14 protein-coding genes and 1 pseudogene are annotated in these 15,785 nt (G+C 61.5%); 10 read left to right on the forward strand and 5 right to left on the reverse strand.

Annotation, left to right across the window (positions count from 1 at the left end):
* Nucleotides 1–66: 66 nt before the first annotated feature.
* The 4 genes and pseudogenes from AB7M25_RS27945 to AB7M25_RS27960 all read right to left on the reverse strand — a co-directional run bounded on the left by AB7M25_RS27945 (nt 67) and on the right by AB7M25_RS27960 (nt 2,634).
* The gene (locus AB7M25_RS27945; RefSeq protein WP_454238382.1) at nt 67–912 is read right to left on the reverse strand and encodes a methyl-accepting chemotaxis protein; all 846 of its coding nucleotides are present in this window, start codon (nt 910–912) and stop codon (nt 67–69) included.
* A gap of 18 nt (nt 913–930) precedes the next feature.
* Nucleotides 931–2,004 (reverse strand): annotated as a pseudogene (locus tag AB7M25_RS27950) (HAMP domain-containing protein); the annotation flags it as partial.
* Nucleotides 2,005–2,104: 100 nt separating this feature from the next.
* On the reverse strand, nt 2,105–2,407 hold the full coding sequence (locus tag AB7M25_RS27955) for a cell division protein ZapA (protein ID WP_007981180.1): 303 nt from the start codon (nt 2,405–2,407) through the stop codon (nt 2,105–2,107).
* Nucleotides 2,404–2,634, reverse strand: coding sequence for a hypothetical protein (locus AB7M25_RS27960; RefSeq protein WP_007971835.1), 231 nt, complete (start codon nt 2,632–2,634; stop codon nt 2,404–2,406). The genes AB7M25_RS27955 and AB7M25_RS27960 overlap by 4 nt, the downstream gene beginning before the upstream one ends.
* Before the next feature lie 367 nt (nt 2,635–3,001).
* Between AB7M25_RS27960 and AB7M25_RS27965 the strand changes: the two genes are divergently transcribed.
* The 4 genes from AB7M25_RS27965 (at nt 3,002) to trxC (ending at nt 10,167) form a co-directional block, all read left to right on the forward strand.
* On the forward strand, nt 3,002–4,744 hold the full coding sequence (locus tag AB7M25_RS27965) for a potassium/proton antiporter (RefSeq protein WP_429382653.1): 1,743 nt from the start codon (nt 3,002–3,004) through the stop codon (nt 4,742–4,744).
* Nucleotides 4,745–4,778: 34 nt separating this feature from the next.
* Nucleotides 4,779–8,147, forward strand: a complete 3,369-nt coding sequence (mscK, locus tag AB7M25_RS27970) for a mechanosensitive channel MscK (RefSeq protein ID WP_429382655.1) — start codon at nt 4,779–4,781, stop codon at nt 8,145–8,147.
* A 48-nt stretch (nt 8,148–8,195) separates the two neighbouring features.
* Complete coding sequence (gene selO, locus AB7M25_RS27975; protein ID WP_454238250.1) at nt 8,196–9,659, forward strand: protein adenylyltransferase SelO; 1,464 nt, start codon at nt 8,196–8,198, stop codon at nt 9,657–9,659.
* A gap of 73 nt (nt 9,660–9,732) precedes the next feature.
* Nucleotides 9,733–10,167 (forward strand): thioredoxin TrxC, encoded by a 435-nt coding sequence (gene trxC / locus AB7M25_RS27980; protein WP_429382659.1) that lies wholly within the window; start codon nt 9,733–9,735, stop codon nt 10,165–10,167.
* A gap of 129 nt (nt 10,168–10,296) precedes the next feature.
* Here trxC and AB7M25_RS27985 read toward each other — a convergent pair whose 3' ends face one another.
* Nucleotides 10,297–11,067 (reverse strand): ParA family protein, encoded by a 771-nt coding sequence (locus AB7M25_RS27985; RefSeq protein ID WP_429382661.1) that lies wholly within the window; start codon nt 11,065–11,067, stop codon nt 10,297–10,299.
* Nucleotides 11,068–11,422: 355 nt separating this feature from the next.
* On the opposite strand from AB7M25_RS27985, the gene AB7M25_RS27990 reads away from it, so the two are divergent.
* From AB7M25_RS27990 to AB7M25_RS28015, 6 genes are read left to right on the forward strand one after another with little or no spacing between them, the layout of a single operon-like run.
* Nucleotides 11,423–12,148 carry a beta-ketoacyl synthase chain length factor gene (locus tag AB7M25_RS27990; RefSeq protein WP_429382663.1) on the forward strand — a complete coding sequence of 242 codons (726 nt, stop codon included), beginning with the start codon at nt 11,423–11,425 and terminating at the stop codon, nt 12,146–12,148.
* Entirely contained in the window at nt 12,124–12,936 is an 813-nt protein-coding gene (locus tag AB7M25_RS27995; protein ID WP_454238251.1) for a lysophospholipid acyltransferase family protein, read from the forward strand. The genes AB7M25_RS27990 and AB7M25_RS27995 overlap by 25 nt, the downstream gene beginning before the upstream one ends.
* Nucleotides 12,914–13,189, forward strand: coding sequence for a phosphopantetheine-binding protein (locus AB7M25_RS28000; protein ID WP_095964643.1), 276 nt, complete (start codon nt 12,914–12,916; stop codon nt 13,187–13,189). The genes AB7M25_RS27995 and AB7M25_RS28000 overlap by 23 nt, the downstream gene beginning before the upstream one ends.
* Nucleotides 13,190–13,198: 9 nt before the next feature.
* The gene (locus tag AB7M25_RS28005; RefSeq protein ID WP_007972204.1) at nt 13,199–13,453 is read left to right on the forward strand and encodes an acyl carrier protein; all 255 of its coding nucleotides are present in this window, start codon (nt 13,199–13,201) and stop codon (nt 13,451–13,453) included.
* The gene (locus tag AB7M25_RS28010; protein WP_454238252.1) at nt 13,450–13,995 is read left to right on the forward strand and encodes a hypothetical protein; all 546 of its coding nucleotides are present in this window, start codon (nt 13,450–13,452) and stop codon (nt 13,993–13,995) included. Before AB7M25_RS28005 ends, AB7M25_RS28010 begins: the two co-directional genes overlap by 4 nt.
* Complete coding sequence (locus tag AB7M25_RS28015; protein ID WP_454238253.1) at nt 13,992–15,671, forward strand: AMP-binding protein; 1,680 nt, start codon at nt 13,992–13,994, stop codon at nt 15,669–15,671. Before AB7M25_RS28010 ends, AB7M25_RS28015 begins: the two co-directional genes overlap by 4 nt.
* The last annotated feature ends 114 nt before the right edge of the window (nt 15,672–15,785 follow it).

The raw sequence follows: 15,785 nt of genomic DNA on the forward strand, positions 1-15,785 counted from the left end.
CTAGTGTTCAACACCAAACCCTGTGGGAGCGGGCTTGCCCGCGATAGCGTCAGCACAGACAACACATCACCCCAGCTTGAACCCCCCCATCTGCCGCGCCAGATCATCCGCCAACCGCTGCAACGTCTGGCAATCCTCACGACAAGCCCTGACCTCCCCCGCTGTCGCCCGCGCCAGATCGGAAATGCCCTGCACGTTGCGATTGATTTCCTCGGTGACTGCCGACTGCTCTTCCGTCGCCGTCGCCACCTGATGGTTCATATCGCTGATGCGCTCCACTTGCCCGGTAATCGCGGTCAACGAGGTGCCGGTACGCTGGCTCGACTCGACACCCGTGCCCGTCGCGGCTTGCCCGGAATGCATCGACGACACCGCGTTCTCCGCGCCTTGCTTGAGGCTGCCGATCATCTGCTGGATTTCATCGGTGGACGATTGCGTACGCCGCGCCAGAGTACGCACTTCATCGGCCACCACGGCGAATCCACGCCCCATGTCACCCGCGCGCGCCGCTTCGATAGCAGCGTTGAGTGCCAGCAGGTTGGTCTGCTCGGAAATCCCGCGAATCACCGCCAGCACCTGATCGATGGATGCCACTTGATGAGCCAGCTCGGCCACTGCCGTGGCCGCGAGGCCGATTTCCCGGGACATGCTTTCAATATGGCGGATAGAGCCACCCACCACCTCCCGCGCCTGCATCGCTTCGTCACGGGCGGTTTGTGACGCGAACGCCGCGTTGCCGGCATTCTGCGCAATGTCTTGCACGGTCAGGCCCATTTCGTGAACAGCGGTGGCGACCATGTCGGTCATTTCCTGCTGACGACCAGAGCGTTCGGCGGTGTTGTCCACCACCCGCGCCACCTGGCCGACAGCGGTGCGCAGGCGCTCGCTGGTGGTCAGTACTTCACCGATCATGTCGCGCTGGCTATCCAGGAATCGATTGAAGCCACGCGCCAGATCACCCAGCTCATCGGCGCGGCTGGCATCCAGCCGCTGGGTCAAATCTCCACCACCGCTACCGATGGCCACCAGCGCCGCTGTTACCTGGCGAATCGGCCGCACCAGCCCACGGGCCAGCCACACCACCAGCAACAGGCACACCAGCGCAACCGCCAGGCCGATGCCGCTGCTCATCCACATGGCGCGGCGGGCTTCAGCGTAGATCTGCGATTGCGGCACTTCGGCCACCAGGGTCCAGCCGAGATCACGCAGGGGCAAGCTCAAGGCGAGGAAGTCTTCGCCGTCGCGCTGGAAGCCGCTGCTGGCGGCGGCTTTTTGACTCATCAGCGCTTGCGCCGCCGTAGCACCAATCTGCTCGGCCAAGGTGCGTTTGCCGCTGAACTGTGCCTCGGGATGCACCTGGATCAAACCGTCGGAACGCACGAGATAGACCTTGCCGCGCTCCCCGAAACTGAAGTTGTGAATCAGCTCCGACAGCTCTTTCATACTCAGGCCAAGCCCGGCAACGCCCACGACTTTGCCGGCCTGTTCGACCTTGAGATCGATGAACAGCGCCAATTCTCCGGTGGCCGTGTCGTTGTCGATGTTGAGGGTGCGCGGCTGATTGCTGTCGAGGAACGCGTAGAACCAGGCGTCTTTGGGATTGGAGCGACTGAGGGTGCGGTCCAGGCCCTTTTCGGTGATGTAGTGATTGGATGCGGTGCCGACAATCAGCGCGGTAAAGGCTTTGTGCTCGGCGCGAATGCCTTCCAGGTACTGCGCGAAGCTGGCGGTCCGGGCACTGTCTTCACCCCCGGCCAACCAGTCGCGCACCATGCTGTTGCTGGCGATGTCCTTGGCGGCGGTGAGGGGCTGGACGAGGATCCGCTCGATGTCGTTGCGCATCGCTTCGATGCTCGACGGCAAGGCTTGCTCGACCAGATAGCTCTGGGCGAGACGGTTGACCACGAGGGTATAAATGCCAACCACGATCAGGATACTGACCAGAAGGGCGGTGCCCATGCTCAGGATCAACTGCCATTGAATACTGCGTCGCCAGAACTGCATGGAGCACCCCCAAAGAATAAGAGGCTGAAACACTGCAACAGCCGTGCCGATTGTATACAAGCCAACCGACAATCTATTCTTTGGTTGTGCGCAAAGCCGATCAGGCCTGATTGATCGTCTTGGAGATCACTTCAACCGTGGCGCTGACTTGCTCTTGGTAACGGTCGAGTTCGAGCTTGTGCTGTTTCTGCATTTCAATCTGCTGGGAGCACAGATTCATCGCCGCCAGCACCAGCAGTCGGTCACCGATCAGTGTCGGGTACTTTCTCTTGGTTTCGGCCAGGGCTGCCTTCAACATCATCGCGGCGTCCAGCAGCGTTTGTTCTTCCCCGGCCGGTGCCTTGATCGAATAGTCCTCCCCCAGGATCGAGACGACTTTTACCCCTGCGGCGTTGTAACTCATGCGCTGACAGGGCCTGCGCTGACGCGCTCAACCAGGGCCTGGATGCGAGCCGCCGTGGCGCCTTGTTTCTCTTCCTGCTCCATCAAGCTCAGTTGCAGGCTTTCGTTTTCATCCTTGGCCTGGGCCAGTTCTGCAGTCAGGGTCTGGTTGGTGCCGAGCAGGGTCTGGTTCTGCTGCACCAGGTCGCTGACCAGTTGTTCCAATTGGCTTAGGGATGCTTCCAACATTTTGATTTTCCGGGCTTTTTCAAAGGGCGCGTACGATAAAGAAAAGTCACCGTGGATGCCAGGGTTATACAGGCGCAAAGCCTTGATTTTGCTGACGGGCGACCTTCCTCGCGAGTTTTAAAGACTGCGGCAGGCCGATCTGGTTCCTGCACTTCGTCGCCGAGGCGTTTGCTCTGATGCCGAAAAGATCGCAGCCTGCGGCAGCTCCTACATGTAACGCGAGTCTGTGCAGGAGCTGCCGCAGGCTGCGATCTTTTGATCTGCAAAAGCTTTTTGACAGCATCACATTTCAACAGGTTAGAATCGCTGGCACGCAGACTGCATGGTCAGTTTGTGCCCGCCTTTCAGCTTTTCTGGAGTACTGCCTTTGAATGCGACGACCATCAACAGCCTGTTCTTGATCGGCGCGTTGCTGGTAGGTGCGAGCATTCTGGTGAGTTCCCTTTCGTCCCGCCTCGGCATCCCGATTCTGGTGATCATCCTGGCCGTCGGCATGGCGGCCGGCGTCGATGGCGGCGGCATTATCTTCGACAACTACCCCACGGCTTACCTGGTCGGCAACCTCGCACTGGCAGTGATCCTGCTCGATGGCGGCTTGCGTACCCGGGTCTCGAGCTTCCGCGTGGCGCTCTGGCCGGCGCTCTCATTGGCCACGGTCGGGGTGCTGATCACCACCGGGCTGACCGGCATGGCCGCCGCCTGGTTGTTCGACCTGAACCTGATCCAGGGCCTGCTGATCGGCGCCATCGTCGGCTCCACCGACGCCGCGGCGGTGTTTTCGCTGTTGGGTGGCAAAGGCCTGAACGAACGGGTAACCGCCAGCCTTGAAATCGAATCCGGCAGCAACGACCCGATGGCGGTGTTCCTCACCGTCACCCTGATCGACATGCTCGCCAGCGGCCAGACCGGCCTGCACTGGAGCCTGCTGACCCACCTGCTGCGCGAGTTCGGCATCGGTGGCGTCATCGGCCTGGGCGGTGGCTGGCTCATGCTGCAACTGGTCAACCGCATCAACCTGGCCACCGGCCTGTATCCGATCCTGGTCATCGCCGGTGGCCTGGTGGTGTTTGCCCTGACCAACGCCCTGCACGGCAGCGGCTTCCTTGCCGTGTACCTGTGCGGCCTGGTAATCGGCAACCGTCCGGTGCGCAGCCGCCACGGCATTTTGCACATGCTCGACGGCATGGCCTGGCTGGCGCAGATCGGCATGTTCCTGGTGCTGGGGCTGTTGGTGACACCTCACGACCTGCTGCCTATTGCCTTGCCGGCACTGGCACTGGCGCTGTGGATGATTCTGTTTGCCCGGCCCCTGTCGGTGTTGGTCGGCCTGCTGCCGTTCAAGGCATTTCATGGTCGTGAGAAAGCGTTCATTTCCTGGGTCGGCCTGCGCGGCGCGGTCCCGATCATTCTCGCGGTGTTCCCGTTGATGGCCGGCCTGCCCAACGCCCAGCTGTACTTCAATCTCGCCTTCTTTATCGTGCTGGTGTCGCTGCTGGTTCAGGGCACGAGCCTGCCGTGGGTCGCCAAGCTGCTCAAGGTGACGGTGCCTCCGGAGCCAGCCCCCATCTCGCGCTCGGCCCTGGAAGTGCACGTCACCAGCGAGTGGGAGCTGTTCGTTTATCGCCTCGGCGCGGAAAAATGGTGCATCGGTTCGCCCCTGCGTGAGCTGAAAATGCCCGAAGGCACCCGTATCGCGGCCCTGTTTCGTGGTCAACAATTGCTCCATCCGTCGGGTAGTACGGTGCTGGAAGTCGATGATTTGCTGTGTGTTATCGGCCATGAACACAACCTGCCAGCCCTCGGAAAACTCTTCAGCCAGGCGCCACAACGGGGCCTCGATCTGCGCTTCTTCGGCGACTTCGTACTCGAAGGAGACGCCCAGCTGGCCGCGGTTGCGGCCCTGTATGGGCTGAAGTTCGAAGGCATCGATCCAGACATGTCCCTGGGCCGCTTCATTGCCCAGAAAGTCGGCGGTGCGCCGGTGGTGGGTGACCAGGTGGAATGGAACAACACCATCTGGACCGTGGCGGTCATGGACGGGAACAAGATCGGCAAAGTGGGCGTCAGATTCCCCGAAGGAAGTCGCCCGGGTCCCGGACTCTTCCTCTAAACTGCTTCCACTCTCACTTGCTTGACCGGTCTTTATGCCTAACCTGCGCTCCCTTTTCGCCATTGCCCTGCTGGGCTTGAGTCTCTCTGTCGGCCCCCTTGGTTTTTCACAAGCGGCACAAGCGGCTGAACCGCCCTCCAGCGAAGCCGTGCAAGCGAGCCTGGACAAGATTGCCGACCGCAAACTGCCGGAAGCCGATCAGAAGGCCCTGCAAACCGTCCTGCAAAACACGCTGAACCAGCTCAACAACAAGCGTGACTACGAGCAGAAGCTGGCCGAGCTCAAGCAAACGTTGAGTTCAGCACCCAAGCAGACGGTGGAAAACCAGCGTGAACTGACCCGCCTCAAGGCCAGCGCCGTGGTGCCGGTGGCGCAGCGCTTCGCCAAAGAAACGATCCAGCAGCTCGAGCAAATGCTCACTGAGCGCTCCACCCAGCAAAGCGACCTGCAAAAAGCCCTGGGCGATGCCAACAGCCTGATCATCACTGCCCAGACCCGCCCCGAGCGCGCCCAGGCGGAGATATCCGCCAGTCAGACACGCATTCAGCAGATCAACAATATCCTCAAGAACGGCAAGGACGCCGGCAAGACCCTGAGCGCCGAGCAGCGCGACCAGCTCAATGCCGAACTGGCGGCACTGAACGCCCTGATCCCGCTGCGCCGCCAGGAACTGGCCGGCAATACCCAATTGCAAGACCTCGGCAACAGCCAGCATGACCTGTTGTCGGAGCGATCCGACCGCCTGGACAAGGAAATCCAGGAACTGCAAACCCTGATCAACCAGAAGCGTCTGGCGTTGTCCCAGGAAACGGTCACCCAGCAATCCATCGAAGCACAGAAAGCCGGCGGCAGCAGCCTGCTGGCCACCGAAAGCGCGGCCAACCTGAAGCTCTCGGACTACCTGCTCAAAAGCACCGACCGCCTCAACGAAGTCACCCAGCAGAACCTGCAGACCAAGCAACAACTGGACAGCCTGACCCAGAGCGATGCGGCGCTGGACGAGCAAATCAACGTGCTCAAAGGCAGCCTGCTGCTCTCGAAAATTCTCTACAAGCAGAAACAGGCGTTGCCGCGCCTGCGGCTCGACCGCAACCTGGCCGACCAGATCGCTGACATTCGCCTGTATCAGTTCGAAGTCAGCCAGCAACGGGAACTGCTGAGCAATCCGACCACCTACGTTGAAAACCTGCTGTCGACCCAGCCCCCCGAGCAAGTCACGCCGCAGTTGCGCAAAAGCCTGATGGAACTGGCCACCACCCGCGCCGACCTGCTGGAGCGGCTCAATCGCGAACTGAGCGCAGTGCTCAATGAATCCATCACCCTGCAACTGAACCAGAAGCAACTGCTCAGCACCGCGCAAAGCCTGCGGGCGACGCTCGATGAACAGATGTTCTGGATTCCCAGCAACAAGCCGCTGGACCTGGAGTGGATTCACAGCGTGCCGGATCGCCTCCAGCGTCAACTCGATTCACTCCCGGTACTGTCAAGCCTGAGCGAACTGACCGATGGCCTGACCCAGCGCCCGCTGCTGTTTCTGCCGTTGGCCCTGCTGATCGGCGCGCTGCTGTGGCGCCGCAAGAATCTGTACGCGCGACTGAACAAGGTTCACCAGGACATCGGTCACTTCAAGCGCGATAGCCAGTGGCACACGCCGCAGGCGATTCTGATCAATATTCTGCTGGCGATGCCCGTTTCCCTGGGCCTCGCCTTGTGCGGGCTGGCCCTGCAAATCGACGCCCGCGGGCAGAACGCCAATATGGGCGCGGCGCTGCTGCAAATGGCCGGGGCCTGGCTGGTGTTCTACACCGCCTACCGGATCCTCGCGCCCGGTGGCGTGGCAGAACTGCATTTCCGCTGGGAAAAGCCCCAGGTGGAGTTCCTGCGCAGATGGATCCGCCGCCTCGGCATCGTGGTCATGGCACTGGTGACCGTCGTCGCCGTTGCCGAACTGCAACCGGCGGCACTGGCCGATGACGTGCTCGGCATGCCGGTGGTGCTGATCTGCTACGCCTTGATGACCTTGCTGCTCAGCCGCTTGCTCATCAGTAGCCCGACCCACGAGAACGCCTCGCTGTTCCGCAAACTGGTGGGGATCCTGTTCACCGCCCTGCCTGTCGCGCTGTTCGTGGCGGTGTGCTTCGGCTACTACTACACCGCGCTGAAGCTCAGCGACCGCTTGATCAATACCCTGTACCTGCTGATGTTCTGGCTGGTGATCGAAGCCACCTTCGTGCGCGGCCTCAGCGTGGCGGCCCGGCGCCTGGCCTATCAGCGCGCCCTGGCCAAGCGCCTGGCCGCCAAAGAGGCCGGCGACGGCGAAGCGGTGATCGAAGAGCCGACCATGGACATCGAGAAGGTCAACGAACAGTCCCTGCGCCTGATCCGCCTGGCGCTGCTCGGTGGCTTCATGGCGGCGCTGTATTGGGTCTGGGCCGACCTGATCACCGTGTTCTCGTACCTGGACAACATCACGCTCTACGAATACACCAGCGGTACCGGCGCCAACATGAGCATGGTGCCGATCAGCATCGGCGACATGCTCGGTGCGCTGATCATCATCGGCATCACCTTCGCCCTGGCGCGCAACTTGCCTGGCCTGCTGGAAGTCTTTGTGCTGTCCAAGCTCAACCTGGCCCAGGGCAGTGCCTACGCGACCACCACGTTGCTCTCGTACGTGATCGCCGGCGTCGGTTTCGTCTCGACCCTGTCGACCCTGGGCGTGAGCTGGGACAAGTTGCAATGGCTGGTGGCGGCGCTGTCGGTCGGCCTCGGTTTCGGCATGCAGGAAATCTTCGCCAACTTCATTTCCGGCATCATGATCCTGTTCGAACGTCCGGTGCGGATCGGTGACACCATCACCATCGGCAACCTGTCGGGCACGGTGAGCAAGATCCGCATCCGCGCCACGACCATCACCGACTTCGACCGCAAGGACATCATCGTCCCGAACAAGACGTTCATTACCGGACAACTGATCAACTGGTCGCTGACCGACACCATCACCCGGGTGACCCTCAAGCTCGGCGTCGACTACGGCTCGGACCTGGACCTGGTGAAAGAACTGCTGCTCAAGGCTGCGCGGGATAACCCGCGCGTCCTGAAAGACCCGGAGCCGCATGTGTACTTCCTGAATTTCGGCGAAAGCACCCTCGACCACGAGTTGCGCATGCACGTGCGCGACCTCGGTGACCGCAACCCGGTGCTCGACGAGGTCAACCGCTTCATCAACCGCGAGTTCAAGAAGCAGCACATCAACATCTCGTTCCGGCAGATGGAGGTCTACCTCAAGAACCTGCACGGCCAGGAATACAAGATGGTGCCGATCGAGCCGGAAGCGAAAACCATCGTGCCGATCGTCGACGGCAAGCCGGCGCAAGAACCGCCCGCCGCCAAACTCGACTAACCGGCCATTCCCCAGCAGAATGCTCGGACATTCTGCTGGAGCCGGCCCTTGAAAGCCCTCGACGAACTCACCTTCGATAATCGCTTCGACCGCCTGGGCGAAGCGTTTTCCGCCCATGTGCTGCCCGAGCCCATCGACAATCCGCGCCTGGTCGTGGCCAGCCCCGCCGCCATGGCCCTGCTGGACCTCGACCCGGCCGAGGCCGAAACCCCGGAGTTCGCCGAACTGTTCAGCGGCCACAAGCTCTGGGCCGATGCGATTCCGAGGGCGATGGTCTATTCCGGGCATCAGTTCGGCTCCTACAACCCACAACTGGGCGACGGTCGCGGCCTGTTGCTCGGCGAGGTGTACAACGAGGCCGGCGAACACTGGGACCTGCACCTCAAGGGCGCCGGCCAGACGCCGTTTTCACGCATGGGCGATGGCCGGGCGGTACTGCGTTCGTCGATCCGCGAGTTCCTCGCTTCCGAAGCCCTGAACGCCCTGAACATCCCGACCACCCGCGCCCTGTGCGTGATCGGCTCCGACACCCCGGTGTGGCGTGAAAAGCAGGAGCGCGCGGCCATGGTCCTGCGCCTGGCACCAAGCCATGTGCGCTTCGGCCACTTCGAATACTTCTACTACACCAAGCGCCCCGAGCAGCAGAAAGTGCTGGGTGATCACGTGCTGGCCATGCACTTCCCGCAGTGCCTGGAACAACCGGAACCGTACCTAGCGATGTTCCGCGAAGTGGTCGAACGCAACGCCGAACTGATCGCCAAATGGCAGGCCTATGGCTTCTGCCACGGGGTGATGAATACCGACAACATGTCGATCCTCGGGATTACATTCGACTTCGGCCCGTTCGCCTTCCTCGACGACTTCGACGCCAACTTCATCTGCAACCACTCCGACGACCAGGGCCGTTACTCCTTCAGCAACCAGGTGCCGATTGGCCAGTGGAACCTCAGCGCCTTGGCTCAAGCCCTGACGCCGTTCATCAGCGTCGAAGCCCTGCGCGAAACCCTCGGCCTCTACCTGCCGCTGTTCCAGGCCCATTACCTGGACCTGATGCGCCGCCGCCTCGGCCTGACCACCGCGGAGGATGACGACCAGAAACTGCTGGAGAACCTGCTGCAACTGATGCAGAACAGCGGCGTCGACTACAGCCTGTTTTTCCGCCGCTTGGGTGATGAAGCACCGGAACAGGCGATCACCCGCTTGCGTGATGACTTCGTCGACCTCAAGGGCTTTGATGCCTGGGGCGAGCGCTACGTCGCCCGGGTCGCCCGTGAAGGCGCGCTTGATCAGGAACAGCGCCGCCAGCGGATGAACGCGGTCAACCCGCTGTACATCCTGCGCAATTATCTGGCGCAAAAGGCCATCGATGCGGCAGAGAGCGGCGACTATTCAGAAGTTCGACGACTGCACGCAGTGCTGAGCAATCCGTTCGAGGAACAACCGGGGATGGAAAGCTACGCAGAGAGGCCGCCGGAATGGGGCAAGCATCTGGAGATCAGTTGTTCGTCGTGAGGCGCTACACAATTGAAAATCTGGAGACCTGTCTCCAGATAAGGATCATTCGCTTTCGACTGGACGACTTGTCATGACCGACCCACTCCTCATCCCCTGCCCCCATTGCAACGGCCTCAACCGCATCCCCGCCGAGCGCCTCGACGACCACCCGAAATGCGGACGCTGCAAGGCCGACGTCCTGCTGAACAAGCCGTTTGAATTGAAACAAGGCGACTACGCCAGTCAGATCAAGGGCGATCTGCCACTACTGGTGGACGTGTGGGCGGACTGGTGCGGGCCGTGCAAGTCGTTTGCACCGGTGTTCGAGCAGGCGGCCGGGCAACTGGAGGGCAAGTGCCGGTTGGCCAAACTGGACAGCGAGGCGAACCAGCAGTTGTCGGCGCAGTTGGGGATTCGTTCGATCCCGAGCCTGATCCTGTTCAAGAACGGCCGGGAGGTCGCCCGGCAGAGCGGGGCTTTCCCGTTGCCGCAACTGATGGGCTGGTTGCGTAGCCAAGGCATCTGAAACACCACCGATCCCTGTGGGAGCGGGCTTGCCCGCGAAGAGGCCGTTACCTTCAACTTCTATGTTGACTGACACGACGCTTTCGCGAGCAAGCCCGCTCCCACAGGAGTTTTGTGTTGTCAGCCTGGGTCAGGCGTTTTCCAGCAGGTTATGCAATTCGACAAACTGCTGGGTCAGCTTGTGCCGTGGGTCGAGATGGATCAGCGGCGTGTTGGCCTGGTGGGACTCGCGCATGCGTACCGAGCTGGCCAGGTACACCGGCAGCACCGGCAGGCCTTCGGCGATCAGTTCGTCGAGGATTTGCTGGGGCAGGCTGGCGCGGGCCTGGAACTGGTTGACGACGATGCCTTCGACTTCCAGGCCTTCGTTATGGTCGTCCTTCAATTCTTCGATTTCCGCCATCAGGCCGTACAGTGCCTGGCGTGAAAAACTGTCGCAATCGAAGGGAATCAACACACGATCGGCGGCAATCAATGCAGAAACCGCATAGAAATTCAGCGCTGGCGGGGTATCGAGGTAAATCCGGTCGTAGTCTTCGCTCAGTTCCTCAAGCAACTTACGCAGCTTGTTGATCTTGTGCTTGGCTTCAAGCTTTGGCTGCAAGTCTGCCAGTTCGGCGGTGGCGGTAATGACGTGGAGGTTATCGAAGGGGGTTTCGTAGATGTCGACCTGATTCTTTTTGGCGAACGGACCGGAAGACAGCGTCTGCTTGAAGAAATCGGCGATGCCCATCGGGATGTCGCCACCCGTGAGCCCCGTCAGATACTGAGTGGAGTTGGCCTGGGCATCGAGATCCACCAACAAGGTGCGAAAACCCTCGTTGGCACTGACCGCCGCCAGATTGCAGGCAATGCTGGACTTGCCAACACCCCCCTTCTGATTGAACACCACGCGCCGCATGTCAAAACCTCCGTGTATCAAAGAATGACCGAGTGTAGTGGTGCACGGCGTTGCTTCGCTACCTCGCTGGCACAGGGACTACACAGTCAGATGCCTTCTCTTGCAGAAACCCCCCTAAACCGCCCAATGAATCGAAGCCAGAGCCGACAAACGGGGTCATTGTCTTGTGAATAATTATCAAACGTTAATTTTTTGCGAGCCCGCCGCTTCATCTTGCTGAGCAAAATGTAACCAGCATTTGCTACAGGTTCCCGGCACCGGGATAATGCGCGCCACTCGGCGGCAAACGCCGCGCAGGGCGAGTCTCGGCTCTCGGCCACACCCTGCGTCAAGCAAGCCCGTGAGGGCGGGATGAATGTCTGTGATCAAGTTCAACATCGCCCAATGGCGCGCGTGGGCCCCAGGGCTCGACAGCGTGGATGATTGGCAGGCCTGGAGCCGACAACCGGTCGTGCTGCCGGACAGCGATGCCGCTCCCGACGTTTCCTTTCTGCCGGCCATGCAACGCCGTAGGCTCAGCCGCCTGGCACGAATGGCATTCAGTGTCGGCTGGCCATTGGCCGAAGGCCGGCAGGATCTGCCATTGGTCTTTGTTTCCCGTCACGGCGAAACGCCACGCACCGTCGACATTCTCAGTGATCTGGCCGCCGACCAGCCGCTGTCGCCGACCATGTTCAGCTTGTCTGTGCATAACGCGATTATTGGCTTGTGGTCGATCATGCGCGGTGAAACCAGCGAAATGACGGCCTTGGCCGCCGCAGGCGATGGCCTGGAGCACGGCATGCTCGAAGCTGCCGCGCTGCTGGCCGAAGGTGCTCCCGCGGTACTGCTGGTGATCACCGAAGAGCAGCCGCCCGAGGCTTACTCCACCTGGATCGACGACGTGCCGTTCCCTTATGCCGTCGGCCTGCTGATCACACCCGGTACCGACTGGCAGTTGTCCCTGAACAGCCCCTCGGATGCGTTGTCCAAATCCCGCTGGCCCCACGCGCTGAATCTGTTGCGTATGCTGCTCGGCCAGCAAACCACCTGCCAACATGCCTGGAAAAATCGTGTATGGACCTGGCAACGCAACCCGTGACCGAGAAAAACCGCGACGCCTATCACTGGCGCCTGCTGGCCACCGCCGCGAGCTTTGCCCTGTTCGGGTTGGGCGGGCTGTGCCTGCGCCTGGTGATTTTCCCTGTGCTGAACTGCCTGCCCGGCGACGCCCGGACCCATCGGCTGCGGGCCCGGCAAACCGTCAGCCGCTGTTTCTGGATTTTTGTGCGCTTCATGGCCCGTACCGGGGTGCTGACCTACGACATTGAAGGCGCGGAAAAACTCGGTCGTCCCGGGCAAATGATCCTTGCCAATCATCCCTCGCTGATCGACGTGGTGTTTCTGATCGGCCTGGTGCGTCACGCCAACTGCGTGGTCAAGCAAAGCCTCTGGGAAAACCCGTTCACCCGCGGACCGCTGCGCTGCACCGAATACATCAGCAACGACGGCAGCATGGACATGCTCGACGCCGCTGCCGACGCGCTGAAAGACGGCCAGACCCTGATCATTTTCCCCGAAGGCACGCGCACCCGACCTGGCCTGGCGCCGGCCTTTCATCGGGGCGGTGCGGCAATCGCCCTGCGGGGTGCGAAAATCCTCACCCCGGTCATTATCAAGGTCAGCCCGACCACATTGACCAAGGCCGAGCCCTGGTATCGCATCCCCAAGCGGCGCGTGCACTTCAGTTTCCGGGTCGGGGCCGATATAGACCCACAGACCTTCGCCACGCAGGGGCCGGCTCCGCAAGCCTCGCGCAAGCTCAACGATTATCTACATTCTTACTTTATTAAGGAGCTCGCCGAAGATGAGCGATCGGAACACCCATAGCCTGGTGCTGGAAATCAAAGAGCTGATCATCGACGCCCTGGGCCTCGAGGACATCAGCGCCGAAGACATCGGCAACGAGCAGACACTGTTCGGCGAAGGCCTGGGCCTGGACTCGGTAGACGCCCTGGAACTGGGCCTGGCCATCCAGAAAAAGTACGGCATCAAAATCGATGCCGATGCCAAAGACACTCGTAATCACTTCAGTAACGTGGCGAGCCTTGCGGCGTTCGTCACCGCAAAACAGGCAGCTTGAGACCGGACCATGCAAACTCGTGACGACATTTTCAACACCTTGCGCGATGCCCTGGTCGAGCTCTTCGAACTGGACCCCGGGCGTGTGAGCCTGGAATCGAACCTCTATCAGGACCTGGAAATCGACAGCATCGACGCGGTCGACCTGATCGATCACATCAAACGTCAGACGGGCAAGAAAATCGCCGCCGAAGAATTCAAATCGGTGCGTACCGTCAGTGACGTGGTCGAGGCGGTCTACCGTCTGGTTCAACCGGCCGCATGAGTCGACTGATCGGCCTCGGCCTGCTGCTCGCAGGCCTTTTGTATCCCTTTGCGGTGTATTTCGGCATGGAGCACTTCGCCCCCTGGCAGTTCGGCCTGCTGCTGGGCGGACTGTGGCTGGCCCGGGCGCTGACCGGCAAGCGTCGGCCCGGCAGCCTGTGGATGGCGACGGTGGCCATTGTGTTCTGCCTGTTGCTGGCACTGTTCGACAGCCCGGCGCTGTTGCGCTGGTATCCGGTGTTGATCAGCGTCTTCATGTTGGTGCTGTTCGGCTCGAGCCTGACATTCGGCCCACCGATCGTGGAACGCCTGGCCCGGGTGCGCGAGCCGCAATTGCCGGCCGAGGGCATTCGCTATACCCGCCAGGTGACCGTCGCCTGGAGCGTCTTTTTCCTATGCAACGGTGTGTGTGCCGCCGTCCTGACCCTCTGGGCGCCGCTGAGCTGGTGGACGCTGTACACCGGCCTGATCTCCTACGGATTGATAGGCCTGATGTTTGCCATTGAATGGCTGATACGACTAAGGGTACGAGGCCACCCATGAATTGGATAAAACTTGAGCACCTGCTGCTCAAGGCTCAGCCGGACCGCGCCATCACCACCGGTCCGGCACTGGATCACGCCCGACTGTGCGAGCTGGCGCTGAGCCTGGCCGCCGGCCTGCAAGCCCGGGGTGTACGGCAGATGGCTGTGCACCTTGAGGATGCCGCCGACCTGGCGATTGCCCTGCTTGGCGCCTGGCGTGCCGGGGTCAGCGTGCTGCTGCCTTCGGACCTGCAGCCGCAGACCCGCCAACGCTGGTCGAATGACGTCGTTCTGTGGCTGACCGATCAACCCGACGACACGCACCTTGGCGATATCCAACAGCCACCGCTCAGTGCCGCTGCACTGGACCTGGACAACTGTCGGTTGAGCCTGTGCACATCCGGTTCCAGTGGCGAACCCAAGCGCATCGAAAAGAACCTGCGACAACTGGCCAATGAAGTCGAAGCCCTGGAACAGCTATGGGGACCTGGCCTGGGCCCGGCGTGCATCATTGGCAGCGTCGCCACCCAGCACATCTACGGTCTGTTGTTTCGGGTACTGTGGCCGCTGTGCGCCGGGCGTCCGTTCGTACGCAAGCAACTGGCGTTCCCGGAAGATCTGCAATGTGCCAGCCGCGAGCACCCGGCCTTCGCCTGGGTGGCCAGCCCGGCGCTGCTCAAGCGCATGGGCGACAACCTCGACTGGCCGGCCTTGAGCTGCGTACGCAGGGTGTTTTCCTCCGGCGGCGCATTGCCGGTCGAGGCCGCACAGAGCCTGCATGAGCGTCTGGGGCAATGGCCAACGGAAATTTTCGGCAGTTCGGAAACCGGCGGCATCGCCTGGCGTCAGGGCGTTGAACTCTGGCAGCCCTTTGCCGATGTCACGCTGACTCAAGACAGTGAAGGGGCGCTGCTGATCGCTTCGCCCTACTTGCCTGACGGTCATGTCGAACAGACTGCCGATTCAGCACGCATCGCCGTCGATGGTCGCTTCGAATTGCTCGGGCGCCTGGACCGGATCGTCAAGCTTGAAGAAAAACGCATCTCGCTGCCGATGCTGGAACAGGCGCTGATGGCCCATGGCTGGGTCAGCGAGGCGCGGCTCGGCGTGGTTCAGGAAAACCGCGCTTCCCTGGGGGCGTTGGTGGTCCCGAGCGAAGCCGGTTTGCATGCTCTGCGTAATTTGGGCCGACGCAGCCTCACCGAACAATTGCGCCAACACCTGAGCCAACACTGCGAAACCCTGGCCCTGCCAAGGCGCTGGCGCCTGCTGCGACAACTGCCGCTGAACGCTCAGGGCAAACTCCCCCAGGCCGACGTCGACGCCCTGCTGTTGGCGCCGCGTCCCAAAACCCCGGAGGTGCTGGAGCACGTCGAAAGCGAAGGCGAGTGGAGCCTGCAACTGGCCGTGCCTCCGGACCTGGCCTATTTCAGCGGTCATTTCCCCAAGGCGCCGGTATTGCCTGGCGTGGTGCAGGTGGACTGGGCGCTGAGCCTGGGCCGGCAACTGATGAACCTGCCGGAAAAATTCGCCGGCATGGAAGTCTTGAAGTTCCAGCAACTGGTGCGCCCGGGCGATGAAATCCAGCTGCACCTGCGCTTCGACCCGGCGCGCGGCAAGCTCTATTTCGCCTATCGCAACGAAACCGCCACCTGCTCCAGCGGGCGGATCTTGCTGGAGGCGGCGCATGTGTAAGTTTGGTGAGTGCTGCGCATTCATTCGCGAGCAAGCCCGCTCCCACACTGGATTTGTGTCGAGCACAAATTTCGAGTTCGGATGCGATCCAATGTGGGAGCGGGCTTGCTCGCG

It is taken from the genome of Pseudomonas sp. AP3_22 TE3818 (assembly GCF_053628995.1).

Excerpts from the sequence above, each read along its gene's own strand:
- AB7M25_RS27945 (WP_454238382.1), bottom strand. The coding sequence starts at position 912 with ATGATCGGTGAAGTACTGACCACCAGCGAGCGCCTGCGCACCGCTGTC.
- AB7M25_RS27955 (WP_007981180.1), bottom strand. The coding sequence starts at position 2,407 with ATGAGTTACAACGCCGCAGGGGTAAAAGTCGTCTCGATCCTGGGGGAG.
- AB7M25_RS27960 (WP_007971835.1), bottom strand. The coding sequence starts at position 2,634 with ATGTTGGAAGCATCCCTAAGCCAATTGGAACAACTGGTCAGCGACCTG.
- mscK (WP_429382655.1), top strand. The coding sequence starts at position 4,779 with ATGCCTAACCTGCGCTCCCTTTTCGCCATTGCCCTGCTGGGCTTGAGT.
- trxC (WP_429382659.1), top strand. The coding sequence starts at position 9,733 with ATGACCGACCCACTCCTCATCCCCTGCCCCCATTGCAACGGCCTCAAC.
- AB7M25_RS27985 (WP_429382661.1), bottom strand. The coding sequence starts at position 11,067 with ATGCGGCGCGTGGTGTTCAATCAGAAGGGGGGTGTTGGCAAGTCCAGC.
- AB7M25_RS27990 (WP_429382663.1), top strand. The coding sequence starts at position 11,423 with ATGTCTGTGATCAAGTTCAACATCGCCCAATGGCGCGCGTGGGCCCCA.
- AB7M25_RS27995 (WP_454238251.1), top strand. The coding sequence starts at position 12,124 with ATGGACCTGGCAACGCAACCCGTGACCGAGAAAAACCGCGACGCCTAT.
- AB7M25_RS28000 (WP_095964643.1), top strand. The coding sequence starts at position 12,914 with ATGAGCGATCGGAACACCCATAGCCTGGTGCTGGAAATCAAAGAGCTG.
- AB7M25_RS28005 (WP_007972204.1), top strand. The coding sequence starts at position 13,199 with ATGCAAACTCGTGACGACATTTTCAACACCTTGCGCGATGCCCTGGTC.
- AB7M25_RS28010 (WP_454238252.1), top strand. The coding sequence starts at position 13,450 with ATGAGTCGACTGATCGGCCTCGGCCTGCTGCTCGCAGGCCTTTTGTAT.
- AB7M25_RS28015 (WP_454238253.1), top strand. The coding sequence starts at position 13,992 with ATGAATTGGATAAAACTTGAGCACCTGCTGCTCAAGGCTCAGCCGGAC.